The sequence below is a fragment of the Sorangium sp. So ce1504 genome (assembly GCF_051521635.1).
In the GTDB taxonomy this organism is placed as follows: Bacteria; Myxococcota_A; Polyangia; order Polyangiales; family Polyangiaceae; genus Sorangium; species Sorangium cellulosum_B.
The window spans coordinates 6,817,579-6,843,898 of sequence record NZ_CP150365.1 but is presented as its reverse complement, the minus strand read 5'-3'; the positions used below and the strand labels follow the sequence as shown (position 1 = coordinate 6,843,898).

22 protein-coding genes and 1 pseudogene are annotated in these 26,320 nt (G+C 71.5%); 5 read left to right on the top strand and 18 right to left on the bottom strand.

The genetic code is table 11. The features are described from left to right. Positions 1-23: 23 nt before the first annotated feature. From WMF39_RS25590 to WMF39_RS25570, 5 genes are all read right to left on the bottom strand, one after another. Positions 24-656 (bottom strand): DUF6151 family protein, encoded by a 633-nt coding sequence (locus WMF39_RS25590; protein WP_437739097.1) that lies wholly within the window; start codon positions 654-656, stop codon positions 24-26. A 316-nt stretch (positions 657-972) separates the two neighbouring features. Then, the gene (locus WMF39_RS25585) at positions 973-1,950 is read right to left on the bottom strand and encodes an SUMF1/EgtB/PvdO family nonheme iron enzyme (RefSeq protein WP_437739096.1); all 978 of its coding nucleotides are present in this window, start codon (positions 1,948-1,950) and stop codon (positions 973-975) included. A 675-nt stretch (positions 1,951-2,625) separates the two neighbouring features. Further along, positions 2,626-3,012, bottom strand: a complete 387-nt coding sequence (locus WMF39_RS25580) for a VOC family protein (RefSeq protein WP_437739095.1) — start codon at positions 3,010-3,012, stop codon at positions 2,626-2,628. A 97-nt stretch (positions 3,013-3,109) separates the two neighbouring features. Then, positions 3,110-3,802 carry a DUF4956 domain-containing protein gene (locus WMF39_RS25575; protein ID WP_437540792.1) on the bottom strand — a complete coding sequence of 231 codons (693 nt, stop codon included), beginning with the start codon at positions 3,800-3,802 and terminating at the stop codon, positions 3,110-3,112. Then, complete coding sequence (locus WMF39_RS25570; protein ID WP_437739094.1) at positions 3,799-4,596, bottom strand: polyphosphate polymerase domain-containing protein; 798 nt, start codon at positions 4,594-4,596, stop codon at positions 3,799-3,801. The genes WMF39_RS25575 and WMF39_RS25570 overlap by 4 nt, the downstream gene beginning before the upstream one ends. 635 nt (positions 4,597-5,231) lie before the next feature. Here WMF39_RS25570 and WMF39_RS25565 point away from each other — a divergent pair. Then, positions 5,232-7,655: a substrate-binding domain-containing protein gene (locus WMF39_RS25565; protein ID WP_437739093.1), complete on the top strand. Its 2,424-nt coding sequence runs from the start codon at positions 5,232-5,234 to the stop codon at positions 7,653-7,655. Between the two features lie 11 nt (positions 7,656-7,666). On the opposite strand, the gene WMF39_RS25560 is transcribed toward WMF39_RS25565, so the two are convergent. From WMF39_RS25560 to WMF39_RS25510, 11 genes and pseudogenes are all read right to left on the bottom strand, one after another. Further along, a complete protein-coding gene (locus WMF39_RS25560; protein ID WP_437739092.1) occupies positions 7,667-8,737 on the bottom strand; it encodes an ABC transporter permease in 1,071 nt (356 codons plus the stop codon). Further along, positions 8,734-9,447, bottom strand: a complete 714-nt coding sequence (locus WMF39_RS25555) for an ATP-binding cassette domain-containing protein (RefSeq protein ID WP_437739091.1) — start codon at positions 9,445-9,447, stop codon at positions 8,734-8,736. Before WMF39_RS25555 ends, WMF39_RS25560 begins: the two co-directional genes overlap by 4 nt. Further along, complete coding sequence (locus tag WMF39_RS25550; RefSeq protein ID WP_437739090.1) at positions 9,444-9,773, bottom strand: ATP-binding cassette domain-containing protein; 330 nt, start codon at positions 9,771-9,773, stop codon at positions 9,444-9,446. Before WMF39_RS25550 ends, WMF39_RS25555 begins: the two co-directional genes overlap by 4 nt. A 63-nt stretch (positions 9,774-9,836) precedes the next feature. Beyond that, positions 9,837-10,079, bottom strand: a complete 243-nt coding sequence (locus WMF39_RS25545) for a hypothetical protein (protein ID WP_437748148.1) — start codon at positions 10,077-10,079, stop codon at positions 9,837-9,839. Between the two features lie 104 nt (positions 10,080-10,183). Beyond that, positions 10,184-10,501 (bottom strand): annotated as a pseudogene (locus WMF39_RS25540) (substrate-binding domain-containing protein); the annotation flags it as partial. 1,261 nt (positions 10,502-11,762) lie between these two features. Further along, complete coding sequence (locus WMF39_RS25535) at positions 11,763-12,833, bottom strand: hypothetical protein (protein WP_437739089.1); 1,071 nt, start codon at positions 12,831-12,833, stop codon at positions 11,763-11,765. Between the two features lie 192 nt (positions 12,834-13,025). Then, a complete protein-coding gene (locus WMF39_RS25530) occupies positions 13,026-14,039 on the bottom strand; it encodes a hypothetical protein (protein WP_437739088.1) in 1,014 nt (337 codons plus the stop codon). A gap of 276 nt (positions 14,040-14,315) precedes the next feature. Further along, entirely contained in the window at positions 14,316-14,711 is a 396-nt protein-coding gene (locus tag WMF39_RS25525; protein ID WP_437739087.1) for a hypothetical protein, read from the bottom strand. An 813-nt stretch (positions 14,712-15,524) separates the two neighbouring features. After that, entirely contained in the window at positions 15,525-16,349 is an 825-nt protein-coding gene (locus tag WMF39_RS25520) for an SDR family oxidoreductase (RefSeq protein WP_437739086.1), read from the bottom strand. Between the two features lie 68 nt (positions 16,350-16,417). Beyond that, a complete protein-coding gene (locus WMF39_RS25515; RefSeq protein WP_437739085.1) occupies positions 16,418-16,570 on the bottom strand; it encodes a hypothetical protein in 153 nt (50 codons plus the stop codon). Next, a complete protein-coding gene (locus WMF39_RS25510) occupies positions 16,567-16,833 on the bottom strand; it encodes a hypothetical protein (RefSeq protein ID WP_437739084.1) in 267 nt (88 codons plus the stop codon). The genes WMF39_RS25515 and WMF39_RS25510 overlap by 4 nt, the downstream gene beginning before the upstream one ends. A gap of 304 nt (positions 16,834-17,137) precedes the next feature. Here WMF39_RS25510 and WMF39_RS25505 point away from each other — a divergent pair, with 304 nt between their 5' ends. Continuing rightward, entirely contained in the window at positions 17,138-21,019 is a 3,882-nt protein-coding gene (locus WMF39_RS25505; RefSeq protein ID WP_437739083.1) for a serine/threonine-protein kinase, read from the top strand. 112 nt (positions 21,020-21,131) lie between these two features. Here the strand turns inward: WMF39_RS25505 and WMF39_RS25500 are convergent, their stop codons facing one another. Further along, positions 21,132-22,073 (bottom strand): hypothetical protein, encoded by a 942-nt coding sequence (locus tag WMF39_RS25500; RefSeq protein ID WP_437739082.1) that lies wholly within the window; start codon positions 22,071-22,073, stop codon positions 21,132-21,134. Between the two features lie 350 nt (positions 22,074-22,423). Between WMF39_RS25500 and WMF39_RS25495 the strand changes: the two genes are divergently transcribed. The 3 genes from WMF39_RS25495 (at position 22,424) to WMF39_RS25485 (ending at position 25,189) form a co-directional block, all read left to right on the top strand. Further along, positions 22,424-23,212, top strand: a complete 789-nt coding sequence (locus tag WMF39_RS25495; protein WP_437739081.1) for an SDR family NAD(P)-dependent oxidoreductase — start codon at positions 22,424-22,426, stop codon at positions 23,210-23,212. Between the two features lie 132 nt (positions 23,213-23,344). Continuing rightward, a complete protein-coding gene (locus WMF39_RS25490; RefSeq protein WP_437739080.1) occupies positions 23,345-24,727 on the top strand; it encodes an MFS transporter in 1,383 nt (460 codons plus the stop codon). A 102-nt stretch (positions 24,728-24,829) separates the two neighbouring features. Then, positions 24,830-25,189, top strand: a complete 360-nt coding sequence (locus tag WMF39_RS25485; protein WP_437739079.1) for a hypothetical protein — start codon at positions 24,830-24,832, stop codon at positions 25,187-25,189. 45 nt (positions 25,190-25,234) lie between these two features. Here WMF39_RS25485 and WMF39_RS25480 read toward each other — a convergent pair whose 3' ends face one another. Continuing rightward, positions 25,235-26,050 carry a hypothetical protein gene (locus WMF39_RS25480; RefSeq protein ID WP_437739078.1) on the bottom strand — a complete coding sequence of 272 codons (816 nt, stop codon included), beginning with the start codon at positions 26,048-26,050 and terminating at the stop codon, positions 25,235-25,237. Positions 26,051-26,320: the final 270 nt, after the last annotated feature.

Sequence of the window (26,320 nt, the reverse complement as noted above, 5' to 3'; positions counted from 1 at the left end):
GCGGGGAGGCTCGAGTCTGCCCGTCATGCGCGCGCGGGGCGCGGGCCGCACAGCGGGCGCAGCGCCTCGCGCTCGGCCGCGGACAGCACCGTGATGGGATACTTCGGATCGCCGCTCGCGCGATCGAAGAACGGATGCGGCCACGCCTTGCCGCGGAGCTTCCAGCCGAGCAGCTTCCGGGCCACGTGCGCGAGGAAGCGCACGCTCGGCCTCAGCGACCCGGGCGGCGGCTCGCCGATGGCGAACTTGCCCAGGATCGCGCCGCGCGGCGCGCCGAAGACCTCGTCGCACGGGCGCGCGCCCGGCGCTTGCTGGAACAGCTCGGTGACGATGCCGATGAACGGCAGTCGCGGCGTCAACGTGTTGCCGAGCGGCGTCTTGCAGCAGCTCGCGTACCAGCGATAGAGGCCCTTGGGCGTCAGGCGCGCCGCGGCGACGAGCTCGCTGCCGCGGTCGAAGGAGACCGCCGAAGGAGCCACCTGCACGATGTCCGTGCCGCCCTGCTCATCGAGCAGGTCGGCGCGGCCGAGATGGTGCAGGAACGCCTGACAGTCGTCGCAGTAGCAGACGGCGCGGTTCACCGCGTCCGGCGATGCACCGCGCAGCCATCCATGGACCTTTCCGCAGCGACACTGGAGCTCGACGTCTCTGGACATCCGGCTCGCATAGCACGGCTCGACGCGCGCCGCGCGCGCTTCTGGTCGTCAGCGGTCGAGGAAGTCCATCAGCCAGGTCATGGCCGGCCGCATGGTGCCGTTCGGCTGCTGGAGGCCCGTGTTGGCCCTCCGGGTGGAGACAGGGGCACGTCGAATTCACTGGCCCGCGACGGAACGGCGTGCGTGCCGTCCGCCCTCCTGAAGCTGCAACGAGGATTCGATGGTCGAGCTATGCGCTCAGGGAGATACCGTTGCTCCCGCGCCCCGCGGGCGCGAGGTCAGAAGCCCGGGCGGATGTGTGGCCCGCGAGCCGCGCTCACCCCGCGGGGTGTGTCTCGGCGTCCGCGCAGCAGCGGAAGCCGACCTCGTAGCCGTAGTCGTCTTCCTTGTGAAAGGTCGTCATCGGGCGGCACTGGCTCCGGATCGGACCCCACCATCCGCCCTTGAGCCCGCTGCGGTAGGGGGCCTTCTGATCGGTGCGCACCACCCACTCGTTGACGTTGCCGTTCAGGTCGAAGACGCCCGCCCACGAGGCGCACTCCGCGCGCCCGCCGGCCGGCTCGCGGCCGTCCAGGCGCGCGAGCTCGGCGGCGCACCGCGCGTTCTGCTGGCACGCTTCGTAGTGGAGCAGCCGCTGCGAGTGGTCTGGAAAGCGGTAGTCTCGGTCCTGATTGCACGTCTCGGCATTCCGCTCGTAGCCGTAGACGTAAGGCTGCGATTCAGGGCCTTCGCAGGCGAAATTGAACTCGGCCTCGGTGCAGAGCCGCTTGCCCTCCGCCGCGCAGAGCCCGGCGGCTTGCTCCCACGAGGTCAGCGTGCGCGGCAGCGCGCCCGGGACATTCGGGTACTCGTACCGGTCCATGCAAAACGAGAGGTGCTCTGTCTTCTCAGCGACGCACCGCGACGGCTCGCGGAATCGCAAGCATCGGGCGGCAACCCCCGGCTCGCCGTGGCGCTTTGTCCATTCGGGATGGTACTCGAGGCATTCCTGCACCACGGCGCTGCAATACTCGCCCTCCACCCGCACCATCCCGTCGGGGCAGCCCTGGGTCGAGCCGGGCAGCGCGATCGGCACCTCGATCATCGCCGGCTGGTCCAGCGGCTCGTCGTTCTCTGTGGCCGGAGGCTCGACCGGCAGCGGGTCCGAGTTCTCCGCCTCCGTCGCCGGCGTCTCGACCGGCAGCGGGTCGGACATCTCCGCCGACTGCTCGGGAATCTCGACGTGCCGGGCGTCGCCTCCACCTCCGCCCCCGCTCCCGCCGCTGTCCGAGGGACCGGTGCAACTCGAGGTCACAACGCCAAGCAGTGTCAGTACCGTGAAACCCAGGATACGCACGTTAACCTCTTCCCACGTTTGGCTACATCAGCCTACAGGCGTGGGCCAAAATTGATGCTGACCCGGGCTCGCCTCGATTTCTCGCGAGCGTCGGGAGCCATCCGGAGGCATTGCAAAATCTCGGCCTGCCTCCGCACCCCGAAAAACCGGGCTACGGGGCTGTTGGCCGCGGCTTTGTCCCGTGGCGTGGCCGCCCGGTGGTCCAGGATGGCCGGCCAGCGCGGCCACCCCGGCCCGTCGGCCAGCGCGCGAACTGCGTGCCCTGCGTCCTCTTGCGCGGCGGGTTGGTCGCCGGCCGCCGTGGGCGATCCGCGGGCGTCCGCTTGAATCTGGCGGCCACGCCGACCGCCGGGTGCTCGGGCCCCAGGGCGAGGCGAGGTGGCTCGGCGTGCGCCGCGGGCGCTGGCGCCGGCGCCGACGGCCGAGCGATGCGAACGGGCACCGCGGCGCCAAGGCGCTCGACGGGGATGCGTGGATGGATCGGGCTCGGAACCAGTTCGCCAGGGCCGCTTTATCGAGTTTTGCAGAGGAGCGGGCGTGAGCGCAAGAATGGATGGGGTTACGCTACGTCATGGTGAATTGCACGAGGTAATGAGTTGCCCATTGCGGGCGTCGAGGCCGGGGCCGCCGCTTCTACGCGGGGTTCCCCTCGTCGTCCCACGTGGAGAAGCCGTGCGCGTCCGGATGATGGGTCTTCACCACGCAGAAGCGCTGGCCGGTCGGCGCCTCGAGCACCCACCACGTCGAGGCCTGCGTGACCCGCTTGGCGCCGAGCCGCTCGAGGCGGCGCACCTCGGCTTCGACGTCGTCGGTCTCGATGTCGAGGTGAACGCGGCTCCCGTGCTTCACGGTCTGCACTTCGACCGAAAGATCGCGCGCAGACGCGTCCAGGCGGACGTAGGCCTCGCCGTCTTGGCCGCGCGATCGCATCCCGAGCGCCGCGCTCCAGAAGCGGGCGGCGCCATCGAGATCGTCGGTTCGGCAGTCGATGATGAACCCAGCCAGGCGACTCTTGTGCATGCGATCTGTTAGCACGGCTACCACGGTGCAGCGGCGACGCGACGCGCCCAGGTGAGATTGCTGCCCACGCACCAGTCGATGTGGTGCGTCGCCGTGGTCAGAGGTCCAGCGTCGGCTCCTGGAGCATCAGGCTCACGTCCGCCACGCCGGGCAACGCCTGCAGGCTCGTCACGAGGCCGGCCCGCATGTCGGGGTGGCGAACGCGGATCTGGTAGGCGTGCTCCATGACGGTGCCCTGCGCCGCCTCGCGCAGGGTCACGAGCGAGAAGGTACCGCAGTGCTCGCGGAGGATGCCCGCGATCGGACCGGCGATCTCCGCGCCGGCCTGGCCGGCCGGCGCCACGAACCGGAGCAGCCCGTCCGGCTGCCGGCGCGACCCGTAGCCGGTGACGTGGAGCAAGAGCGTCGCGACGCCGAACATCGCCGCCCCCGCGATCGCCGCGCCGTAGGCCCGCGCGCCGCTCGCCATGCCGATGGTGAGCGACGCGAAGACGAACACGACGTCGCGCGGGTCGCGCATCGTGGTGCGGAACCGGATCGCGGAGACGCCCCCCGCGATCCCGATGCCGGCCGCGATGTTGTTGCCGACGGCGAGCATGAGCGTGCATGTGATGATGCTGCCCAGCGCCATGCTCTGGACGACCGTCCGCGAGTACGAGAGGCCGCGGAACGTGAGCATGTAGACGCCGGCGATGCCCTGCGTGAGCCCGAAGGCGACGAGCAGGGCGAGGAGCGCGTCGCGCCACTCGACGGCCTCGCCGTGCGAGAGCGCCGCCAGCCAGTCCATCATTGCCACCCTGCGACCCGGGTTGCCCGCGCTTCCGGGAGCATCAGCTGCGCGGTGACGCTGTAGCAGTACTTGGAGAACGAGTGCCGGACGAGTTCGAGGCGCCGCACGAGCGCCACCATCCACGCAGGCGGCCTGCGCTCGAACTTGAGCTCGAGGACGCAAACGGGCTCCGGCGTCTGCGTCTGGACGGGGTGATCGACCGGGCGCCACCCGCCCTCGGAGGCGTCGAGATCCAGCAGTTCCCTGCGCTGGCAGACGATCTTCCGGTCAAACGTCAGGCGCGCGTAGGTGTCGAGGGTGCTCTCGTACGCCTCGCGCTCATAGTCGACAAGGAGCATCGGCCTGAGGTCGTGGCGGTGGAACGCACCGATGAACTTCTCCGCGGCCTTCCGCGCGCCCGGCGGGAGGCGATCGAGCGAGGCGGGGCGGCCGGGCGCGAGCAGTTCGCGCCACTCGCTCGCTGGCACCGCCGCGCGCGACTTGATGATCACATCCTGGACGCGCCGCTTCACCTCCAGGAAGGCCGGGCTGGTCTTCCCGGGATAGGTGCGCACCCGCAGCTTGAAGCGGTCGCGCTGCTCGCGGGCGTTGGCCCAGTAGAGGTCGAACCCGCGGGTGTCGAGGTAGAGCGACCGGATGCGGTACACGCCGCCCGGGCCGGCATACCGGTCCAGCCGGCCGATCGCGCAGGCGGTGGCCCGGATCGCCGGGACCAGACGCTCCGGTACCAGGTATTTGAACTCGTATCGTTCGATGACGTCCAGGACTCTCGCCTCCTCGGTCGTCAAGGGCAAGCGCGCCGCGCTGCTACGCGTCGCAAAGTTGTTACGGTAACCACGCAATAATGACACAAATTTCGCCGGCGTCCGCAAGCGGAATCCATGGCCGCTCCGCGAGATCTTTGCGCTTTCCCTGCAACCTGCGCGCCTGCGGCAGCGCTGCTGGGGGAGCGCCCGGCGCGGCTCGGGGCCTGCGCGGGCGCTGCTCCTTGCGGTGGGCTGACAGGGGCTCGGGGCCGGCGCCAGCGGGGCGGGCCTTCGGCTGCCGGGGTGACGCGGGCCGGCGCGCTCCCCGCGAAGCGGGCGGAGGTCGCTGCCTGTTTGTGCCACGAGCGCCCAGCTCATGATCGCGTCGTCATGAGTCGATGTCGTGAGCGGTTCCTCGCCGGCGGCGACGCCGTCGCGACGCACCACGCTTGCGCTCATCGACGCGCGGTGTCGGCGCATGTGCCCGGCAGCCAGCGCGTCGATGTCGCTTTCGGCTCGGCTGGCGCGCTCGATCGGTTCGGCTCGGCGGTGTCGCCCTAACCGGCGCGAACCGCGCCGCGTCTCGGCCGCGCAGTCTCTTCCGACCCCCGATTGACCCGATCGATCTCGCGCGAAGTTGTTGAAGGCCGCCTGGATCCAGGCGAGATCGTCGAACGACCCGGATGCGTCAGGTACCCGACCTCCTCGCCGTCCTCCAGCAGATCGTGCGGCGGGCCATGGCCGTCCTCCCGCACGCGCCGCGCGGGAGCCTGCTGCTCCGCGAGGGCGACCGCTTCGTGGCCCGAGCGCTGGTCGGGTTCGACGCGCCACCTGGGGTCTCCTCGCGCGTTCCGGTCGGCGTGGAGGTCGAGGGGGGCGCGCCCGGCACGGCGGCGCCTTCTGACGGCGCGCACGCGAGCCGCATCGTCGATGCGCGGGCGTGGTACCGGACGTACCTGCCTTTCGCGCTCGGGGCGCGCTGCGGCGTCCCCGAAGGCGCCGGGGTGCTGGTCGCGCCCATCCAGCTGTGCGGCGAGCCGGCCGGCTATCTCGCCATCGAGCAGGCCACCATGGAGTCTCCGGGCGAGGAGCGCCGCGCCACGATCGAGGTCCTCGCGGGCACGGCCGGAGATGCGCTGGAGCGGCACAGGCTCTATGACGACAAGGCGAGCGCGGCGCAGGAGATCCGCCTGTTCGAGCGGCTGCTCCACGCGGTGGGCACGACGCTCGCGCTGCACGACCTCATCGAGACCATCGCTCACGGCATCAAGAGCGTGCAGCTCGATCCGAGCTGGAACACGGTGGAGATCTGGCTGCTCGAGGAGGACCGCGTCGGGGACGGCCCCGGGCTCGCGCAGGGCGACCTCTGCGCCCGCGTCTACCGGGCCCCGGCGTCGGAGCCGACGACCTACTTCCAGAACATCCGCGCCGGCGCGGACAGCGCCGCGCGGCCCCTCGGCGTCTCCATCGACTGGCGGACCGGCCATGGCGGCGACGGCGACGGCTCTCAGCGCGCCCTGCTCGATGAGGCGATCGACCGGCGCATGTCCGGCATCATCGTCGCGCCCAGCAACCCCGAGAGCGCGGAGGAGGCGTTCAGGCGGGCGGCCGAGAGGGACATCCCGGTCGTCGTGATCGACACGCCTCCGATCCCCGGCAGTCGGGCGTTGCTCTACATCGGGACGGACAACGTGGCGTCGGGCAGGCTGGCGGCCGAGGTGATGAAGCGGCTGCTCCCGGGCGGCGGCGTCGTCGCGTCCCTCGGCGCCGTGGGGCTCGCGCTGAACATCCGCGAGCGCGTAGATGGCTTCTGGGCGGCGGCGCTCGGGTCGAACCTCACGGTGCTGCCGACGATCCCGTGCGACTGGGATCAGGAGGCCGGGACGAGGCTCGCCACGGTGGCGCTGGAGGGGCGATCCGACGTCGCGGGCGCCTTCGGCGCCGCGGCGGACAACGGGCCGTCCTGGGGCCGCGCGGCGCGAGCCCTCGGCAGGGCCGGAGATCTCAAGGTCGTCGGCTTCGATCTCGTCGCCCGCACGGTCGCCCTGCTCCGGCAGGGGGCGATCCACGCGACGATCGTCCAGCGCGAGGACGACATGGGCTTCCGCGCCATCGAGACGATCCACCGGATGATCACGCGCGGCGTCGGGCCGACCCTCGCCGAGCTGCCGCCTTCCCGTGTCCTCCACACCCGCGTCGATTGCGTCACCCTCGAGCAGACGCCGTGGTCCACGACGCTGAGCGATTACCTCTCTCTCGAGGCCGCCCGCCGGGCCGCGGCCGGGAACGGCGGTCGGATCGCGCCCGTCGCCCCTGCCATCGAGGTCATGATGATCGGGCTCTCGCCCCCCTCGAGCTCCGTCGTCGAGGACCAGGTCTCGATCCCGGCGCGCTCGCTCGTGCGCCGCGCGATCGCGTCGGGCCGCCCGGTCGTGATCGACCCCGCCGAGGGTGGCGCGGAGGCCGCCCTGCCTGCCGCGCACGACGGCGCGCGCACGGCCATCGCGGTGCCGCTGCAAGGCCGCGGCAACGTCCTCGGCGCCCTCGTCCTGAGCAGCGCTCGCAGGGAGGCGTGCGGCGCGGGCGACGTGGCGTTCCTGGTCCGCGTCGCCGGCACGGTGGCGATCGGCGTCGAGAACGCCCGCCTGCTCCGCCGCATCTCCGCGCGGAGCGAGGAGCTCGAGCGCGCCAACCTGCAGCAAGCGGCGATGCTCCAGACGATCCGCGAGCTCTCGAGCCCCGTGGTGCCCATCGCGGACGGCATCCTCGTGATGCCCGTCGTGGGCGTCATGGATGCCCAGCGCTCCGGCGACTTCATCGCGTCGATGCTCCGCGAGATCGACGCGAAGCGCGCGCACGTCGTGCTGATCGACGTCACCGGCATGGCGTTCGTCGACGCGACGGCGGCGTCCCGGCTCGTCGAGGCGGCGCAGGCGGCCGCGCTGCTCGGCGCCGAGGCGGTGCTCGTCGGCATCCGGCCGGAGGCCGCGCAGATGATGGTCCGGCAAGGCCTGGACGTCGGCTCGATGGTGACGCACGCCAACCTGGCGAGCGGCTTCCGCCATGCGCTCTCGAGGGTGCGCCGCCGCGAGGCGAAGCGCGGCTGACCGCGCGGCGGCTACTCCGCCCCGGCGGGCGGCGCCTCGATGGGGCGCGGCTCGGCGGTCTTCGCCTCGCCGGCGCGCCCGGCGCGCCGCTGCGCCTGGGCGACGTGCACCACCTGGTCGAAGACGACGGCCACGAGGATGACGGCGCCGATGATGATGAACGTCCAGTTCGGGTCGAGGCGCCAGACGCGCGGCACGCCGTCGTCGCTGTGGCGGATCTGGAACATGTTGATGCCGTTGTCGATGACCCGCATGAGGGCAGAGCCGATGAGGACCCCGAGCGCGCTGCCCTCGCCGCCGCGCAGCGAGCAGCCTCCGAGCACGGCGGCTGCGATCGCGTAGAGCTCGTAGCCAATCCCGACCTGCTGCGACATCTGGCCGATGTAGGACGCGTAGCAGACGCCCGCGATCCCGCCCGTGGCCGACGAGATGACGTACGTCGAGACCTCCACCCGGCGCACGTCGATGCCCGAGTACTCGGCGGCATCGCGGTTGCCCCCGATCGCGTACATGTAGCGCCCGAGCACGGTGAAGTGCAGCACGTACGCGCCGGCGGCGAGGACCACGAGGAAGATGACGAGCGGGTAGGGGATGAGCGCGTCGCCGGAGACGCGCAGCAGCCCGCCGTTGGCGAGGCCGAGGAACGGCGAGTCGCCGAAGCTCAGCGTGCCGCCCTCAGCCACCGTCTGCGAGACGCCGCGCACGAGGAGCATGCCGCCGAGCGTGACGACGAACGGCTGCAGCTTGAGCCGCGTGATGAGCAGCCCCTGCGCGAGCCCCACCAGCACCGCGGCGGCGAGCGCCGCCGGGATGCCGACCCAGAGCGGGTAGCCCAGGCACCCCATCCCCGAGGACGAGATCTTGGCGAGCAGGACGCCGGTGAGGCCGATCACCGAGCCGATCGACAGGTCGATGCCGCCGGTGATGATGACGAACCCCATGCCCATCGCGAAGATGCCGAGCATCGCGATCTGCCGCGTGGTGTTGACGACGTTCGATTGCCCGAGGAAGTCGGGGTTGGAGATCCAGAGCCCCGCGCACATCACGAAGAGCACGAGGCTCATGCCCAGCTCACGTCTCATGCGGTCACCGCGCTTTCCACGTCCCCTTCCGCGCCCCACGCGCTCCCCGTCATCAGCGCGGCGACGCGCTGCTGCGTCAGCCCTTCGCGCGGGAGCACGCCCGTGATCCGGCGCTCGTGCATGACGACCACGCGATCGCTCATGCCGAGCACCTCCTCCATGTCCGAGCTGACCATCAAGAGCGTGATCCCTTCCGCGGCGAGCGCGGCCATGTGCCTGTAGATCTCGGCCTTGGCGCCGACGTCGATGCCGCGCGCCGGCTCGTCCAGGAGGAGGACGCGAGGGCCCATCGACAGCCATCTCCCGAGGACGACCTTCTGCTGGTTGCCGCCGGAGAGGTTCACCGACCGCCGATCGAGCGTCGGCGTCTTGATGCGGAGCCGGTCGACCTCGGCGCGCGCGGCGCGGCGCTCGGCGGCGCGGTCGAGCCAGAAGGCGTCGCGCGTCGTCCGCGGCGTGTAAGGCTCTCCTGCGAGCGTCATCGTGCCGCCGAGCGCTTGGGTCGCGCCGAAGATCGCCTGCATCAGCTCGGTGCGCCCCGAGCCGACCAGCCCCGCGAAGCCGAGGATCTCCCCGCGCAGCGCCGTGAAGCTCACGCCCGCGGGCGCGCCGGGGACGACGAGGTCGCGGACCTCGAGCGCGGGCTCCTGCCGCTGGCGCGGGCTCCTCTCCGGGAAGTAGCGGCCGCTGAGCTCCCGCCCGACCATCATGGAGACGATCCTGTCGTGCGTCGCCTCGGCCCGCGCGAGCTCGCATCAGCTCCTGATGGATCAGCGCGACCGAGGCGCTTGGCCGCGCGCACCCCGCTCAGCGACACGGGCGACCCGTCGAGGAAGATCTGCCCCTCGCCGGGCGGGCAAGCGCCGCCGAGGATCTTCATGAGCGTGCTCTTGCCGGCGCCGTTCTCTCCCACGAGCGCGAGCACCTCGCCGGCGCAGAGCGAGAGCGACACACCTGAGAGCGCGGTGACGCCCGGGAACCGCTTGACGATCCCGCGCATCGCGAGCAGGGGTGGGAGATCGGGAGTCGACGTCATCGGTCGGGACCGCGGGGCTCGATCGAGGGGGGGCGCCCCCGATCGAGCCGCCGGATAAGGAGGCTATTTCTTCAGCTCCACGAGCTTGGCCTTGAACTCCGCCACGTTCTCCTTGCGGATCACGTCGACGCCGGTGTCGACCATCTTGTCCTTGGGGATGGCGGCCATGGCCGCGTCGCCCTTCGTCGCGAGCTCGTGCATCCACTTGCTCGACAGGTAGCCGAACTGGAACGGCTTCTGCACGACGGTGCAGGCGACAGTGCCGTTCTCGATGCCGCTGAGCGTCGCGTCCTCCTCGTCGAACACGGCCGGGATGACCTTGCCCTTCTTCCCGAGCGCCTCGACGGCCGCGATGATGGCCGGCCCGTTGTACGACCAGAGTCCGGTCGCGACGTCTCGGCGACCCTGTTGAGCACGGCGACCTGATCGTTCGGCGCCAGGACGGTCACGGCGACGGCGTCGTATCCCTGGCTGGCGAGGCTCTCCAGGATCTGGTTCTGCTCCTCGGGCGTGCCGTTCGGCGGCGCCTTGATGTCCACTTGAATCTTCGCCTCTTGCTCGTACTTGTGGACTCCGGCCCCCGCGATCCGCCAGAACTCGCTCGTCCCGCTCGTCACGAAGGCGAGCTTGACGACCTTGGCTGTCGTCGGGGCGCTCTTGCCGTCGCCGTCGTGGCCCTTGGCCGCGTCGTCTCCGCCCCCCTGAGCGCAGCCGGCGATCCATGTCATGGACACCACGGCGAACGCTGCAAACGCTAGCTTCCAGAAACGATTCTTGTTTTTCACGGCAGTTCTCCCCGCCTTGCCTGCGAAAAGCGTGTCGAAGTCGATGTCGCTGAGCCGCGACACAGGAATCCCCCGAGGCGAGGTTAGCGGACGTACCCCGTCGATGTCGCGCCTCGCGTGAACGACCCAAACGGAAAAGTCGGAGGCAACGTGTCCGAGTTTCGAGCACCTCAGGGTCGCGGGTCGTGTGCGAACCCACCTGCTCCAGGGAGCGGGGGCGACATGAGCTCATGATGTGGGGGTGCAGCGTGGCGTTTGATCCGCGGCGGCCCACCCTGGGGAACCGCGGCCCGGGGTGACCTGACGGAGGGCCCTGCTGGAGATGGGCTCCCGGAGGTCGAGGCGCCTCAGGGACATCGCGGAGCGGCGGCTATTGCGAGCAGCGCTGAGGATCCGACTGGCATTGACACTGATTTCTACGCTCGGTGTCATTCCATTCGCAATAGCCGCACAATGCGTGCCTTTGGCTCTTGCAGTACTGGTCGCACGCCGCGCCCCCGAGGAAGCCGAAGTCGCAGACGTGAGGGGAGTCAGACCAGGACACCGCAGTGGCGAGGTCCCCCTGCGGCGCGCGGCTGAGGGCGCTCTGGGCCGGGATAGCCTCTGACGGGTCTCCGTCCTGCGGTGTCTCGTGGTAAGATGAGCTGTCGACGACACAACCGGTGAGCGATCGCGCGCCAAGTGCGGTGCATGTCCACAGCGCGGCATACTTGAAGATGATCTTGCTCGTCATTTTCGGCCCTGTCCTCCCCTGGTGCTTCGCTGATTCCGTGTTTCCACACGAACGCCGTCATCGCCTGCACGAGGTGCTTGCGCGGGCGTTGGCCGTGTCCATGCGGCGCCGTGGCCGCGACAGGCAAGCGGGAGCGCCCTGATCGACGGCAGCGCGTTCGTAAGGGGGCGGCGTCTGGCCCTGACGAAGGGGATGGCGGCGTCTCAGGTGAGCTCGTGTGGCCTGAGCGCTTGTACTTGGCGGACGGCGCGGTGGTGGAGGCGCCCGTGGGATCCCGAGGGACTCGGGGATCAACGACGGTCAGGGAGATCGCGAGATGGAGAGCGTGAGAGCGCCGCCGTCCGAGCGGGGATCGACCCGCAGGCCGGCGCGATGAAGCAACTCGTCGACGAGCCTGGCGGCGAGGTCCTACCGGGCAGCGCGCTCTCCTGGCGGCTCATGGTCGTCGTCGGCCTCCTGCGTGCGGCGCGATCACTCGGGGCACGCCGCGGCGCAAGCCGCGCCGCCGCAGTCGACGCCGGTCTCGTCGCCGTTCTTCACGCCGTCGGTGCAGGTGGGCGCCTCGCAGATGCCGCTCCAGCACACGCCGCTCAGGCAGTCTGCGCCGGTCTCGCAGCCACCGCCCACCGGGCAGCGCGGGCACCATAGCTTGCCGCAGTCGACGCCGGCCTCGAGGCCGTTCTTGATCCCGTCGCTGCACGTCGGGATCATGCAGCTTCCGTTCGTGCACACGCCGCTCTCACAGTCCGTGGCGGTTTCGCAGCGCTCGCTCGACGGGCAGGGGCGGCATGAACCGCCGCAGTCCAATCCTGTTTCGCGGAGCCCGTCATCTCGCGCACCGTTCACGCAGTGCTCCGGCACGCACCAGACACCATCACACGCGAGCCCGCCAGGGCACAGCAGCGTCGGGTCTGTGTCCACGCACTGCACGCACGCGCCCTCATGGCATCGTCCGGCGCCCGAGGCGGGACATGCGACGCCATCCAACAGGAGATGTCGCGGCTCGTCGATGTCGCAAGCGTCGAGGGTGCACTGGTTGCCGTCGTCGTAGGGGTCGACGGCCGCTACGCTGACCACGCGGCCGTCGGCCGTGCACTCCTCGACCTTGCAGTCGCCGCGGATCTGCGAGGCGATCGGGCCTCGCTCGATCTCCACGACGCACGCGCCGTCCGCGCACCTCCCGACCCCGCACCGCGGGTCCGGCGGGCCGGGGCACTCCGCGTCGCCCTCGCAGCTCCCGGGCGGAACCGGCACCCCCGAGCACTCCTCCGTGCCCTCGGCGCACTCGTCGCAGGTCCGGCACTCCTCGAAGCAGTCCGGCGTGTCGTCGCCGCGCGCGCAGCAGATGACCTTCCCCGGCTCGCCACACTCGCAGTGCTCATCGATGCAGATCGTGCCTGGCACATTCTGCTGGTCCGACTGGCAGTGGTCCGTGGTCGCGCACCTTCCACCCACGTAGGGCCCGTCGCCGCACGCAAAGAAGGTCGCCGAGGTGATGAGAAAGAGCAGAGCAGCAGCACAACGCGCGATGGGTCTACCCATGCGTCCAGTCCTCCGGCACGAGGCTGTGGCGCCGGCACCCAGGCGGCCCCAATCCGCCGGGGTGTCGTTTGCCAGGTCGTCTCGGGGCGCAGTATGCCGCGGTCAGGCGGCCGCCGTCACGCAAGTTTTCGCAAGATCGCGCAGCGTGCGAAGCGTCCTTCGATCAGAGCAGGGGCAAGGTCGAAGCGCACATCAAAACGTGCTCGTCAACGTAAGCCCCTTGGCCGACACCGTGATCTCTGCCGGCCCGCGCGGATAGAACGCGTAACCGAGCGTGGCGGCCAGGACGGCCCCTCCCGCGATGAGGCCGGCGATGCCCACGCCCCGGTAGGCGATCGCGTCGTCGTAGGCCGACGCCGACTGCTGGCAAACCGGCTGGGTCAGCCGGAAGCAACGGTTCGGCCCTGCGGAGAGCGCGGCGGTGTCGCCCGCGTCGTCCTTCTTCTCCGCGCCGACGAGCATCACGCCGCCGATCGCCGCCAGGGTGGCGGAGAGCCCGAAGCCGCCGGCGACGAGCTCCGGCCGCGGCCCGGGCCGGGGAGGCGGGGGGGCGATGGGGGAGGCGCGGGGGCCGGGGGGCGGCGCCGGCGCGCCTGCGGGCGCCGCCGGGAGGCCTGGGGGCGGCGCAGGGACGCCGGCGGGCCGGGCAGCGAAGGTGAGCACGACTTCCCGCGCCTCGCCGCGCGGCACGTCGATCTCGGCCGTCGCGACGTTGCCGTCCAGCACGGCGCGCACCACGTGGTGGCCGGGGGCGACGGGAATGGGCTTGTCGCCCTCGAGCTCGGCGGGCGCGCCGTCGATCGTGATCTTCGAGCCCGCGGGGGCGACCACGTGGAGCTCGCCGGCGAGCTGCCGCGCGCGGGCCAGGTCGCTGAGCCGCGACGCGACGAGCGCGCGCTCCGCGGGCGTCCTGGGCGCGCGCATGATCTCCTGGCAGAGCGACAGCCAGCGCACGGCGGCCGGCGCGTCGCCGAGCCGGAGCGACAGCGCCCCGATGTTGCACGCGGCGACCTGGGCGCGCTCCAGCTGCCAGACCGCCATCCACAGGTCGCGCGAGTCGGCGAGCCGATCCTCTCGAGCGGCCGCGTTCGCCTGCGCCATGAGCCGGGCGACCTCCGAAGGGGCCTCGGCGCGACCCTCCGCCGCGCCGGCCAGCAGGGCGATGCACAGCGGGAGCGCGGCGACGCGGCGTGTGTTCCTTAGCACGGGTGCGGATCTCCTCGGCCGAGCCTCGGTCTGAAGGGCCGCTCCGGAGCCAGGGCCCCGGGCGACGGCCCCACGTACCAGAAGGAGGCTGTCGGTGGAAGCCCCGGAAGCCGCCGGGTTGTCGGGGGGGCCAGGCGATGGAGGTTGAGCAGGCGCGATCTCGGCGCGCTGTGGGGGGCGCGCCAGATCTCTTGCCGGGATCGAGGGCTGGTAGCCCGGCGATGCTTTACGATATCCGTATCGATGTCTGGCGCGAGGTGGGGCGAGCGAGCAGCCCTACTTGACGAACACCAGCAGCTTCTTGACGCCTTCGACGTCGAACACCTTGACCGCGACGACATCGCTGACGTCGACGTCGTTGTTGCTGAGGACGTCGCCGACCTTGATCCCGTTGGCGACGTCGACGTCCTCCAGCACGCTCTGCAGGTTGAGGATCTGGAGGTTCACGATGAGGTTGTTCAGCGTCTTGTTCACGTTCACGAGCTGGTCGCCCGTGAGGATGTCATCGAGGTACACGATCTTGATGCTGTCGACGTCGATGACCTCGTCATTCAGATCCAGGACATCCGTGATCAGGACGGGGATGGCCACGAGCGCGCCGGTCAAGTTGCCGTAGTCCGGAAAGTCGGAGGCGGACGGGACTTCATAGCTCGCCAGCGCGGTGGTCGACACGCTGAGAGCGACGAGAGCAGCGCCAACGCCCGAGAGAACGCGAGACTTGAGAGGCTTCATCTTGTATGTCCTCGAAAATTGGGTTTCGGTTTGCTGTTATTTTTTTGCTCAGAGCGCAGAGCGCCGGTCTGTCATCCGCCTGTCACTGTGCTGTTCAGCCGATCGTACCGTCGGGCGGCTCGGCATCCTCCGATGCGCGCCTGTTTCGATCGAGCTCGACCTGTGGCCGCCATCCGGCGCCATCGCGCCGGTATCGAATCTGCGATGCTTCATCGAGCGGGCTCCGGTGACGGAGCCGTCCTGCACGCGAGGTGCGTAAATGCATGCGCGCCCTCTCGATGATCGTATTTGTCCGGCGCTCACGCGCTCTGCTGAAGACTATTTCGTCCTCGTGTCGCTGCTTATTCACGGGTGATGCCAGGTGTAAGTTCAATGGTAGTGTCTGGAATTGTCGAGAAATTCAGCTGTGTTGTCGAATTGTGTGGCCCAGGTGACAAGCGTGCCTCACCAGGCTGTGACAGCGAGACAATCGGCTACGCGATGCCGGCGGCCTACCGCGTGAGCGCATCAGGTGTTGTTGAGCTCGATGCTTGACGAGCTCATCCTTCAGCGCTCGACAGGCTGAAAGCAGGCCGTGTGTTGATGGAGCTGCCAATCGCCTGCGCGAGCCGACCACGCTCGTGCGGTCTCAAGACGCGGCTTGCTCTCAGGCAGCGGCCAGGGCGAGGATGCGCCGGGCGATCAGGCGAGAACTCTCACGGCGCGGGGAGGAACTCAGGCGACGAGCCCCACCCTTCTATCGCTCTCCCGCGCTCACCCCACCGCAGGCCCGGCCTTCCGCTGCGCGCTGTCGCAGACCCAGCGGACCACCCCAGGAATGACCCCCTGCGCGATCGCGCTCACCCGCGAGCCGACGTCGGGGTAGATCTCGAACCGCCCGCGCGCCATGCCGTCGGCCATGCTGCGCGCCACGGCGTCCGGCTCGAGCGTCTTCACGTTGCCCGCGATGGCCTTCGTCTCCGCCGGCTTGTACTGGTTCTCGAACGCCAGCTGCGGTGTGTCGGTGTCGGGCGGCATGCACACGCTCACCCGCACGCCGTGAGGCCACATCTCCGCGCGTAGCGCCTGCGAGAAGCCGATCAGCGCGAACTTGCTCGCCGCGTACGGCGTGTACCCGTAGATGCCGATCACGCCCGCCAGCGACGAGACGTTGAGCACATGGCCGCTGCCGCGCGCCGCCATCGCCGGCAGCACCGCCTTGCACAGGTGCACGGCGCCAAAGAAGTTCACGTCCATCATGCCCCTGAACTGATCCATCGGCAGCTCGAGGAAGCGCCCCGGCATCACCACGCCCGCGTTGTTCACGAGGTGATCGATCGGCCGGTCGGCGAGCCGAGACTCCATCGCCCGCGCCACGTCGTCCGCCCGGCTGATGTCGAGCTCCAGGACGTCGACCCGCGCGGACGGGTGCTCGCGCCGGATGCCCACGGCGGCCTCGTCGAGGAGGGCGCGGCGGCGCGCCACCAGCGTGACCGCGGCGCCGTACCCCGCGACGAGCCTCGCGAACGACAGCCCGATGCCGCTCGAACCGCCGGTGATGAGAACGCTCTTGCCCTGGAAATAAGTTCGGGTGTCCATCGCCGGCCGAACCTACCCCAGGACCGCCCGAGGCGCGAGGCGCTCGTGCAGGCCCGCGGCGGCGCGCCTCAGCGGTCGCGCCGCCGCTTCTTCAGCGCGTCCTTCAGCAGGCTGCCCGCGGCGGAGCCGAGCGTCTCGACCGCGATCATCGCGGCCGCCGCCGACACCGCCTTGACCGCCTTCCGGAGGGCACGGCGGGTCTTCTTCTTCATCGGCTTCATGACGGCTGCGCCAGCTCGACGTCGGGGTGAGCTCTCCCCGATACGCCATTGGCCAGCTTCAAACCGCCAAGCGCGCTCGCCCACGCCCTCACCTTCCGGCTCACGGCGGTCTTCGCGCTGCTCAGATAGTTTCTCGCCTCACCGCTGTACAGGCCGGCCGTGAACACCGCTGCGAGGCTCGTCGCCGCGGCCACCGGCCGAAGGACCTTCCGGCCGAGCTTGGTGAGCTTCCTTTTCTGCTTCTTGGAGAGCTTCGTCTTCATGATCCCACCAGCTCAGCAGGGGTCGTGCCATGGCGATCGAGGGCGAAGCGCGGTGACGAGCGCAATGCGCGCCCGTGACACGCGCCCCGCAGACAGGACGTTTTGCCTCGGTGTGGAGAAAATGTCCCTCCCCACGCTGGCGCTGATGAGCGATGTTTGGCAGCTCACACTTCGATCGGGCTCGCAGCCGCCGGCGGACCGCCGCGCCCGGCCGCTGCGGGCGGAGTCGCTGGCGATCGGGGCCGAGTTCGTTTACTCCGTTGTAAGCAGGCTCATGCGAGGTCTCAGGTAAGGCGGGGACGAGATGCGCGTGGGAGACGTCATCGACCGTCGCTTCCTGATCGAGCGCCTCGCCAGCTCGGGCGGGATGGGGGACGTCTACCGCGCCTGCGATCTGGTCACGAACGAGCCGGTGGCGCTGAAGGTCTTGCAGCGGCGAGGGCTCCAGGAGGCGATCCGGTTCGCGCGCGAGGTCGAGGCGCTCGAGGCGCTCACCGCGCTGCGGCACCCGGGCATCGTGCGCTACATCGCGCACGGCGCGACCGACGCGGGGCAGCCCTACCTCGCGATGGAGTGGCTCGCCGGCGAGACGCTGACCGAGCGGCTCACCCGCAGCTCGCTCACGATCGCCGAGAGCATCGCGCTCGCGTCGCGCATCGCGTCGACGCTCGGCGTCGTGCACCGCGCCGGCATCGTGCACCGCGACCTCAAGCCGAGCAACCTGCTCCTCGTGGGCGGCGCGATCGAGGGGGTCACGCTCATCGACTTCGGCGTGGTGCGCCTCGGCGCCATGGACCGGCACCTCACCATGCCCGGCACGATGCTCGGCACCCCGGGCTACATGGCGCCGGAGCAGGCCCGCAGCGAGCCGAACATCGACCCCCGCGCCGACGTCTTCTCGCTCGGCTGCGTGCTCTTCAAGTGCCTCACCGGGCGCTCGGCGTTCCAGGGCGCCGACGGGCTCTCGGTGCTCATCAAGGTCATCCTCGAGGAGCCGCCGCGGCTCCGGGAGCTGCGCGGGGACATCCCCGAGGCGCTCGACGACCTCGTCGCGCGCATGCTCGCGAAGCCGCCGAAGGACCGGCCCCGCGACGGCGACGCGGTCGCGGCGGAGCTGCTCGCGCTCGACGACGCGGGCGTCGGCGCCGCGAGCAGCCGCCCGTCGAACACCCTGCGCGGGGGCGAGATCACCACGAACGAGCGCAAGATGATGTGCCTCGTGCTCGCGCGCGACGCGAGCGGCGACGCCGAGGCGACGCGCTCGCAGGAGGAGGACCTGGAGCGCAGCAAGGCGCTCATCGCCGTCGCCGAGCGCTACCAGGGAGAGCTCGAGATCCTGGAGTCCCGCTCGCCGCTCATCGTGCTCACCGCCGGCGGCGCCCCGACCGACCTCGCGGCGCAGTCCGCCCGCTGCGCGCTCGCGCTGAACGCGCTGCTCGGCAGCGTGCCGGTCGCGCTCGTCACGGGCCGCGCGGAGATGTCCGCGCGGCTGCCGGTCGGCGAGCTCATCGACCGCGCGGTCCACCTGCTGCCGCCCGCGCACGCGCCCGCCGGCGCGCACGCCGTCTGCATGGACGAGGTGACCGCAGGGCTGCTCGGCGCCCGGTTCGACGTGACCCGCGACGCGGGCGCCCTCCGCCTGCACGGCGAGCGCGAGGAGCTCGCCTCCACGCCGCCCCTGCTCGGCAAGCCGACGCCGTGCGTCGGGCGCGACCGCGAGCTCGCGCTGCTGGAGGCGGCGTTCTCTCACTGCGTCGAGGAGTCGACGCCGAGCGCCGTGCTCGTGACCGCGCCCGCGGGCGCAGGGAAATCCCGCCTGCGCTCCGAGCTGATCCGGCGGCTCCGCGACCGCGGCGAGGACCTGGAGGTGTGGATCGGGCGCGGCGACCCGATGAGCGCCGGCTCGGCCTTCGCGCTGCTCGCCCCGGCGCTGCGGCGCGCGATCGGCCTCTTCGAGGGCGAGCCCATCGAGGCGCGGCAGCGCAAGCTCCGCGCGCGCGTCGCGCGGTACGGCCACGCCGAATCGGCGCGCACCGCGGCGTTCCTCGGTGAGCTCGTCGGCGTGCCGTTCCCCGACGGCGACAGCGTGCAGCTGATGGCGGCGCGGCGCAGCCCCGTGCTGATGAGCGACCAGATCCGCGTCGCCTGGGAGGAGCTCCTCAGGGCCGAGTGCTCGGCGAGGCCCGTGCTGCTCGTGCTCGAGGACCTGCACTGGGGCGATCTGCCGAGCGTGCTGCTCGTCGACTCGGCGCTCCGCAGCCTCGGCGATCAGCGGCTGATGGTGCTCGCGCTCGGCCGGCCAGAGGTGCGGGAGCTCTTCCCGAAGCTCTGGGCGGGGCGCGGCGTCCACGAGGTGCAGCTGTCGGGGCTGCCGCGGCGCGCGAGCGAGCGGCTGGTGCGCCAGGTGCTCGGCGAGGACGTCGCGCCGGAGCTCCTCGCGATGATCGTCGACCGCGCCGACGGGAACGCGTTCTACCTGGAGGAGCAGCTCCGCGCGGTGGCCGACGGCAAGGGCGCCGACCTGCCCGAGACGGTGGTGGCGATGGTGCAGGCGCGCATCGAGGCGCTCGACATCGAGGCGCGGCGGGCGCTGCGGGCGGCGAGCGTGTTCGGGCAGACGTTCTGGCAGGGCGGGGTGTCGGCGCTCGTGGGCGGGGCGCAGGTCGCGCCGAAGCTGGTCGAGCTGGAGCAGCGCGAGGTGATCTCCCGGCGCGGCGAGGGCAGCCTCCCCGGCGAGGTGGAGTACAGCTTCCAGCACGCGATCGTGCGGGAGGCGGCCTACGGGATGCTGACGGACGGCGACCGGCGGCTCGGGCACCGGCTCGCCGGCGAGTGGCTGTCGCGCGCGGGCGCGGGCGCGGTGGACGCGATGGCGCTCGGCGAGCACTTCGAGCGCGGCGGCGAGCTGTCGCGGGCCGCGGCCGCGTACTGCCGCGCGGCGGAGCAGGCGCTGCGGGCGCAGGACCTCGCCGCGGCGATCGAGCGCGCCGAGCGCGGCGTCGCGTGCGGCCCGAACGCGCAGGCGCTCGGCGCGCTGCGCCTCGTGGAGGCCGAGGCGCACGTCTGGCGCGGGGAGCTCGCGCTCGCGGAGCAGCGCGGGACCGAGGCGGTGGACCGGCTGCCCGCCGGCTCCGCGGCGTGGTTCTCGGCGATCAAGCACGTCGCCATGGCCGCGGGCAAGCTGGGCGGCTTCGAGCGGGTGGAGCGCTGGATGAGCGCGGCGCAGGCCGCCGAGGCGGAGGCGGAGGGCGCGCTGGTGGCGAAGCACATGTGCCTCGGCGAGGGGGCGCTGCTGCTCGTGTTCGGGGGGCGCTACGCGTTCGCGGACGCGCTGATCGAGGCGATCGAGGGCGACGGGACGGATCTCGCGGAGCGGGAGGTCGAGGTGGTGGCGCGGCTGCACGCGGCGCGGTCGGCCCGGGCGCTCGTGAGCGGCGATCCCAGCGCGTGCCTCGCGGGGCTGTCCGCGGCGCTCGCGGCGTTCGAGCGCGCGGGCGACCGCGGCAACGCGTGCGCGTTCCGCATGAACGTCGGGTACATGCACGCGGAGCTCGGGGATTTCGCGGGCGCGGAGGAGGTGCTGCGCAGCGCGCTCTCGGGCGCGGAGCGGATGGGGTTGCACGATCTCGCGGTGGCGACGCTCAGCAACCTGGGGCACGTCCTCGGCTACCGGGGGCGGATCGAGGAGGCGGAGCGGACCGAGCGCGAGGCGATCGCGCTGTCGCAGCGGCTCGGGGATCCGCGCACGGAGGGGAGCGCGCGGACGTACCTCGCGCGGATCGCGCTGCTCGCGCGGGACTTCGAGGGGGCGGAGCAGGAGGCGAGGGCGGCGGCGGAGATCCTGCAGAGCGCGCCGCCGCTGCGCGCGGCGGCGGTGGCGGCGAGGGCGAGGGCGCTGCTCGGGCTGGGGAGGTTCGACGAGGCGCTGTCCGCGGCGGGGGAGGCGTTCTCGATGTTGCAGGCGATCGGGGCGATCGAGGAGGGGGAGTCCGCGGTGAGGAACGTCTACGCGGAGGCGCTGGCGGCGAACGGGATGGAGGCGGACTGCGCGGCGGCGATCGCGGCGGCGAGGGAGAGGTTGATGGAGAGGGCGGGGAAGATCAGCGATCCGGTGTGGAGGGAGCGGTTCCTCACGATACCGGAGAACCAGCGGACGCTGGAGATGGCCGAGCGGTGGGCGGGATAGGAGGGCGAAGAAGCCCACTCCCCCTCCACCATCGGTCACCAACCTGAACGTGAACGTTCGAATGTAGGAGAACGCGGCGCGAAGGTTGGTTAGCGCCTACGGGACGGGGGGATCAGCCCTCGCCGGGCTCGGCCGGCAGGCCGGCGTTCTTGCGGAGGGTGGCGATCAGGCGGTCCATCGCCTCGCGGTAGCTCTTCTGGACCGCGGCGATGCGCTCCTCCATCGTCTCGTCGATCTGCTTCGCCTGGGTCGCGGACGAGTCGAGCATCGCCTTGCTGCGCCCGAGCTCCTCGATGCGCGCCTCCGACGCCTTCTTCTCCTCGTCGGTGCGGCGGCCAGAGGACTGGAATGCTCGCTCCGCCTCGACCGCCTCGTCGATCGACTTCTTGATGGCCTCGATCTCCTCGAGCATCCGGCGGAGCCGGAGCTTGTGCTCGACCATGTCGATGTGGACGACGTAGCTCACGAAGCTCACGGCGTCGGCCTGCTTCTCGAGCGTCGCGGCGTTCTCCTTGCCGAGCGAGGCGCGGTAGCGCTCGATGCGGCGGTGCGCCTCGCTGCGCTCGCGGACGTACTTCTCGAGCTGGCGCTCGACGCCCTCCTCGAGCGCGTGCGCCGTGGCGCCCGTGACGTCGACGTCGCACCCCTTCTGCTTGACGACGTACTGCGCGGCGCCGCTCACCTTGCGGGTGAGGTCCTCCTTGTTGTCGTTGAAGAACGCCGCCGCGCCGTCGACGGCGCGCACGCGCTCCACGTAGTCGTAGCTCCGGCCCGCCGCGTCCGCCTGCTCGATGACGTCGAGGACCTGCTTCCAGTCCGGCTTCTTGAGCTGATCGGGATAGCCCGCGAACTGCGCTGTGGCGCGCTTCGCGAGGTCGTCGCGCTCGCCGAACGACGTGGCCGTCGCCTGCAGCTCGGCCGGGTAGCGCTCCGCGTAGCCGCTCTGCGAGGCCGAGGACGCGATCTCGGGCTCCGGCTTGGGGGCGCTGCAGCCGAGCGCGAAGAGCTGGCCGGCCAGGAAGAGCGCGCCGGCGATAAGGTACGGTCGGTTCATGGGCGCTGGCCTATAGCCCATCTCCGCCCTGGCCGCGCGCTCCGCGCCGACGCCACCTCGGTCAAGGGTGACGTGACCCACATCCGCGCAGCCCTGCGCAACCAGGGCGACGCACGCGCGACATCACGGCACAAGGAGCCATGCTGCGCGTCGCGAGCGCGTCGCGTTACGACGCGTAAAACGCCGGAATCGCTTCCCTTTCGTACCCGCCCTTGGCATTGTCATGGGCCCGCTCTGCGCGCTCAGCTCGCGCTCCAGACGGTCGAAGACGGTTGTTCCTTAACTCTGCATTTCACAAGCGCCGGCGCCTGTCACGGAGGCGCCGGCCACCTTCGCGAGGGATGTGAGGCATGGGAGCTCTGAAAGACAAGGTCGTCATCGTCACGGGCGCGAGCTCGGGCATCGGCAGGTCGACGGCCGTCGCGCTGGCCGCCGAGGGCGCCAGGGTCGTCGCGAGCGCGCGGCGCGAGGCGCAAGGGCGCGAGCTCGTCGCGGCCGTCAAGGATCGCGGCGGGGAGATCACCTGGGTCACCGCCGACATGCGGGTCGAGGGCGACGTCGAGGCGCTCGTGAAGGCCGCGGTGTCCACCTACGGGCGCCTCGACTGCAGCTTCAACAACGCCGGATCCGGCTTCTTGATGCCGCTCGCCGACATGTCCAACGCCGACTACGACCTGGTCATGGACACGAACCTCCGCGGCGTCTTCTGGTGCATGAAGTACCAGATCAAAGCCATGCTCGCGAGCGGCGGGGGCTCGATCGTCAACTGCGCGTCGGTGGCCGCGTCGCGCTTCTTCCCCGGGCTGGCGGTCTACGCTGCCTCCAAGGCCGGCCTCGTCGCGCTCACGCGCACGGCCGCGGTCGAGTACGCGCAGAAGGGGATCCGCATCAACGCGGTGAGCCCCGGCGTCGTCGAGTCGGAGATGTCGACGGCCGGCTGGCGCCTCGACGATCCCCAGGGACGCGCCTTCGCCGCGTCGCTCCACGCCATGAACCGCGTCGGCGGGCCCGAGGAGGTGGCCGCGCTCGTCGCCTTCCTCTTCAGCGACAAGGCCTCGTTCATCACCGGCCAGGACGTCGCCGTCGACGGGGGCCTCCTCTCGGCGGCGTGGCCCGCCAACTACGCGGGCGGGGGCTGATCCGCGCGCCGCGGCGGCGCCCGGGGGAGCGCGCCGCGGCGGAGCCCGGCCGGAGGCCACGCGCCTCACCCCGCCGCGCTCGGATCCTCCGAATCCCGGGTTCCCGAGCCTCCTGCGCCCCATACTTCGGCCATGGGTCAGCCTGAAGCGGAGCCGCCCCCCGCGGCGGGTCGTGGCGAGCGCCCGGCGGCCTCCGCCCCGTCGCTGTTGCGCGCGCTCCGCCACCGGAACTACCAGCTCTTCTTCGCCGGCCAGCTCGTCTCGCTGGTCGGCACCTGGATGCAGTCGGTCGCCCAATCGTGGCTCGTCTACCGGCTGACGGGCTCGTCGCTGCTGCTCGGCACCGTCGGGTTCGCGACGCAGATCCCCGTCTTCCTGCTCGCCCCGATCGGCGGCACGGTGGCCGACCGGCGGAGCCGCCACCGCATCCTGCTCGCCACGCAGTCCGCCGCGATGGCGCTCGCCTTCGGGCTCGGCGCGCTCACCCTGAGCGGGCACGTCCAGGTCCGGCACATCCTCGGGTTCAGCGTGCTCCTCGGCGTCGTGAACGCCTTCGACATCCCGACGCGGCAGGCGTTCGTCGTCGAGATGGTGGGCAGGGAGGACCTCGCCAACGCCATCGCGCTCAACTCCTCGATGTTCAACGGCGCGCGGATCCTCGGCCCGGCGGTGGCGGGCATCCTCGTCGGCGCGATCGGCGAGGGGTGGTGCTTCGTCGCGAACGGGGTGAGCTTCCTTGCCGTGCTCGGGAGCCTGCTGGCGATGCGCGTCGCGCCCCGTCCGGCCGCCGCCGGGCGCGGCTCCGCGTTCGCCCACACGGTCGAGGGCTTCCGGTTCGTCGCGCGCACCAGGGCCATCCGCGCGCTCCTCCTCCTGCTCGGGGTCGTGAGCGTCACCGCGATGCCGTACGCGGTGCTGATGCCGATCTTCGCCGATCGGATCCTGCGCGGGGGGGCGCAGGGGCTCGGCATCCTGATGGGCGCGTCGGGCGTCGGGGCGCTGCTCGGCGCGCTCGTCCTCGCCAGCCGGAGGCGGCTCCGGGGCCTCGGCCGCTGGGTCGCCGCGGCCTGCGCGGGGTTCGGGGTGGCGCTCGGGCTGTTCGCGCTGTCGCGGTCGTTCTGGCTCTCGGCGCTCCTGCTCGTGCCCGTCGGCTTCTCGATGATGGTGCAGATGGCGGGGTCGAACACGCTCGTGCAGGCGATGGTGCCGGACGCGCTCCGCGGGCGCGTCATGGCGGTCTACGCGATGATGTTCATGGGGATGGCCCCGCTCGGCGCGCTGCTCGCCGGCTGGCTCGCGGGCAAGATCGGCGCGCCCGCGACCGTGGCCTCGGGCGGCGCGTGCTGCGTCGCCGCGGCGGCGGTGTTCGCCGCGAGGCTCCCCGGGCTGCGGCAGCAGGCGCGGGAGCTGATCATCGCCCAGCAGATGGCCGCCGGGACGCCCTCGGAGCAGCTCACCCAGCCGGTCGCGGTGGGGGCCGCCTCGGAGGAGCAGGGCGCGGTGCGGCCGGCGTGAGCGGGCGGGGCCGGCGCGGTCCGGCACCTCGCATGCACGCCGCGGGTCGAGGCGGGCGTGTGTGCGGTCGACGCACCGCGCGCCGGGCGAGGGGAGGGGATCATGGGGCAAAAGGCCAAGCAGCGGTCCGAGGCGCAGGCGCAGGAGAACAGGCGGTTCGACGAGGTCGATCAATCGAAGGGGATCTTCCGGCTCGACGGGCCGCACCCCAAGGACGCCGAGCTCCGCGCGCCGGGCTCGCTCGGCGGCGGGCCGTACGAGGAGTCGGGCCGCGGCGGCCCCGCGGGCTCGCTCGAGCTGCGGGAGGCCGGCGCCGAGGCCACCGCCGCGGGCGCGGCGGCCCCGTCCGAGGAGGAGCCGCCGTCGGAGAGCGGCGCGACCGAACAGGCGCAGCCGAGAGGCGCGTTGCCCCAGCACGAGGAGCCGGGCGCGAAGGACCGCAAGGCCGCCGGGCAGAGATAGCGGGGCGCGGCGCCACGGCGGCGCTCGCGCCGGCGCCTCGCGCGCTCACCGCGGGGCGACGGCGCTCGCGACGCCGATGGCGATGTATTGGCCGACGATGCCGGCCACGCCCACCGTGTCTCGGAGGCTCTTCATGAGCCGGTCGGGCAAGACCAGGTCGTCGACCAGAAAGCAGCCGAGCGCCGACAGCGCGCCCGTGAGCGCGCCGCCGCGCCGCCCCGCCGCGTCGAGCGCCTTCTCGTAGCCGATGCCCCACACGAGCAGGCCCCCGGCGAGCGCCGCCATCCCTGCGGGCGTGGCGACCGGGTCGAACCGGCGCTTCGCGCGGCGACCCCCGAGGCCGACCGCCGCCGCCATGGCGTTCATGGCGGCCCAGGGGGATCCGCGCTTGATGGTGGACGCTGCCATCATCGTGCACATCGTCGCTGCCGTCAGCACGGCGCCCGTCCGCAGCCCGCGCGTGACGATCTCGCTCATCCGGATCGCCTGCTGAGGGCGCTGCGCCGCTGCGCGAGGCGTCGCCCCGGGAGACCCGGGCATCGCCGCGGGCGGCAGCGCCGTCGCCTCGGGCGGCAGCGCCGTCGCCTCGGGCGGCAGCGCCGTCGCCTCGGGCGGCGAGGCGATCGGCGCGGCGGCCACCGAGGCGGCTTCGGGCGGCGGGGACGCCGCCTGGAGAGGTGATGTCATCCCCTCGGAAGGCGGGACCAGCGCCTCGGGCTGATCCGGCTCCGCGCCCTCCCGGCGGCCGACATGGAGGTAATCCTCGCGGCCGTCATGGTACGTGTAAGGGACCGGCCTGGGACCCTGGTGCTCCGGCTCCGCCGTTCCTGCGGCGCGTTCCGGGTTCATTCGATTGTCCATCTGACACCTTTCAGCGATTTCTGCGGATACGTGGGTTCCTCTCCCCGACATGTGCCAACTCCGTGCCAGGCCCGAGCTGGCCAGTCCATGGAGTCGGGGCGCCGTTGGTTCATGGCCGGCGAAAGCGCCGCGGTCCGACGGCGGCGAACCGGTCGCTCCGCCGGCCCGACCGATCCGTCCTCCGCCGCCCGACGGCTGTGGTTTGCCGCTCGCATGGGGGCGCGCTCAGGAGGATTTCATGAGCACAGCCCGCCCGCTGGAGATCATCGC

Bases quoted from the DNA above. Each gene is read 5' to 3' on its own strand.
- WMF39_RS25590 (WP_437739097.1), bottom strand. From the start codon at position 656: ATGTCCAGAGACGTCGAGCTCCAGTGTCGCTGCGGAAAGGTCCATGGA.
- WMF39_RS25580 (WP_437739095.1), bottom strand. From the start codon at position 3,012: ATGCACAAGAGTCGCCTGGCTGGGTTCATCATCGACTGCCGAACCGAC.
- WMF39_RS25575 (WP_437540792.1), bottom strand. From the start codon at position 3,802: ATGATGGACTGGCTGGCGGCGCTCTCGCACGGCGAGGCCGTCGAGTGG.
- WMF39_RS25565 (WP_437739093.1), top strand. From the start codon at position 5,232: ATGCGTCAGGTACCCGACCTCCTCGCCGTCCTCCAGCAGATCGTGCGG.
- WMF39_RS25560 (WP_437739092.1), bottom strand. From the start codon at position 8,737: ATGAGACGTGAGCTGGGCATGAGCCTCGTGCTCTTCGTGATGTGCGCG.
- WMF39_RS25555 (WP_437739091.1), bottom strand. From the start codon at position 9,447: ATGATGGTCGGGCGGGAGCTCAGCGGCCGCTACTTCCCGGAGAGGAGC.
- WMF39_RS25550 (WP_437739090.1), bottom strand. From the start codon at position 9,773: ATGACGTCGACTCCCGATCTCCCACCCCTGCTCGCGATGCGCGGGATC.
- WMF39_RS25535 (WP_437739089.1), bottom strand. From the start codon at position 12,833: ATGGGTAGACCCATCGCGCGTTGTGCTGCTGCTCTGCTCTTTCTCATC.
- WMF39_RS25520 (WP_437739086.1), bottom strand. From the start codon at position 16,349: ATGGACACCCGAACTTATTTCCAGGGCAAGAGCGTTCTCATCACCGGC.
- WMF39_RS25515 (WP_437739085.1), bottom strand. From the start codon at position 16,570: ATGAAGCCGATGAAGAAGAAGACCCGCCGTGCCCTCCGGAAGGCGGTC.
- WMF39_RS25510 (WP_437739084.1), bottom strand. From the start codon at position 16,833: ATGAAGACGAAGCTCTCCAAGAAGCAGAAAAGGAAGCTCACCAAGCTC.
- WMF39_RS25505 (WP_437739083.1), top strand. From the start codon at position 17,138: ATGCGCGTGGGAGACGTCATCGACCGTCGCTTCCTGATCGAGCGCCTC.
- WMF39_RS25500 (WP_437739082.1), bottom strand. From the start codon at position 22,073: ATGAACCGACCGTACCTTATCGCCGGCGCGCTCTTCCTGGCCGGCCAG.
- WMF39_RS25495 (WP_437739081.1), top strand. From the start codon at position 22,424: ATGGGAGCTCTGAAAGACAAGGTCGTCATCGTCACGGGCGCGAGCTCG.
- WMF39_RS25490 (WP_437739080.1), top strand. From the start codon at position 23,345: ATGGGTCAGCCTGAAGCGGAGCCGCCCCCCGCGGCGGGTCGTGGCGAG.
- WMF39_RS25485 (WP_437739079.1), top strand. From the start codon at position 24,830: ATGGGGCAAAAGGCCAAGCAGCGGTCCGAGGCGCAGGCGCAGGAGAAC.
- WMF39_RS25480 (WP_437739078.1), bottom strand. From the start codon at position 26,050: ATGGACAATCGAATGAACCCGGAACGCGCCGCAGGAACGGCGGAGCCG.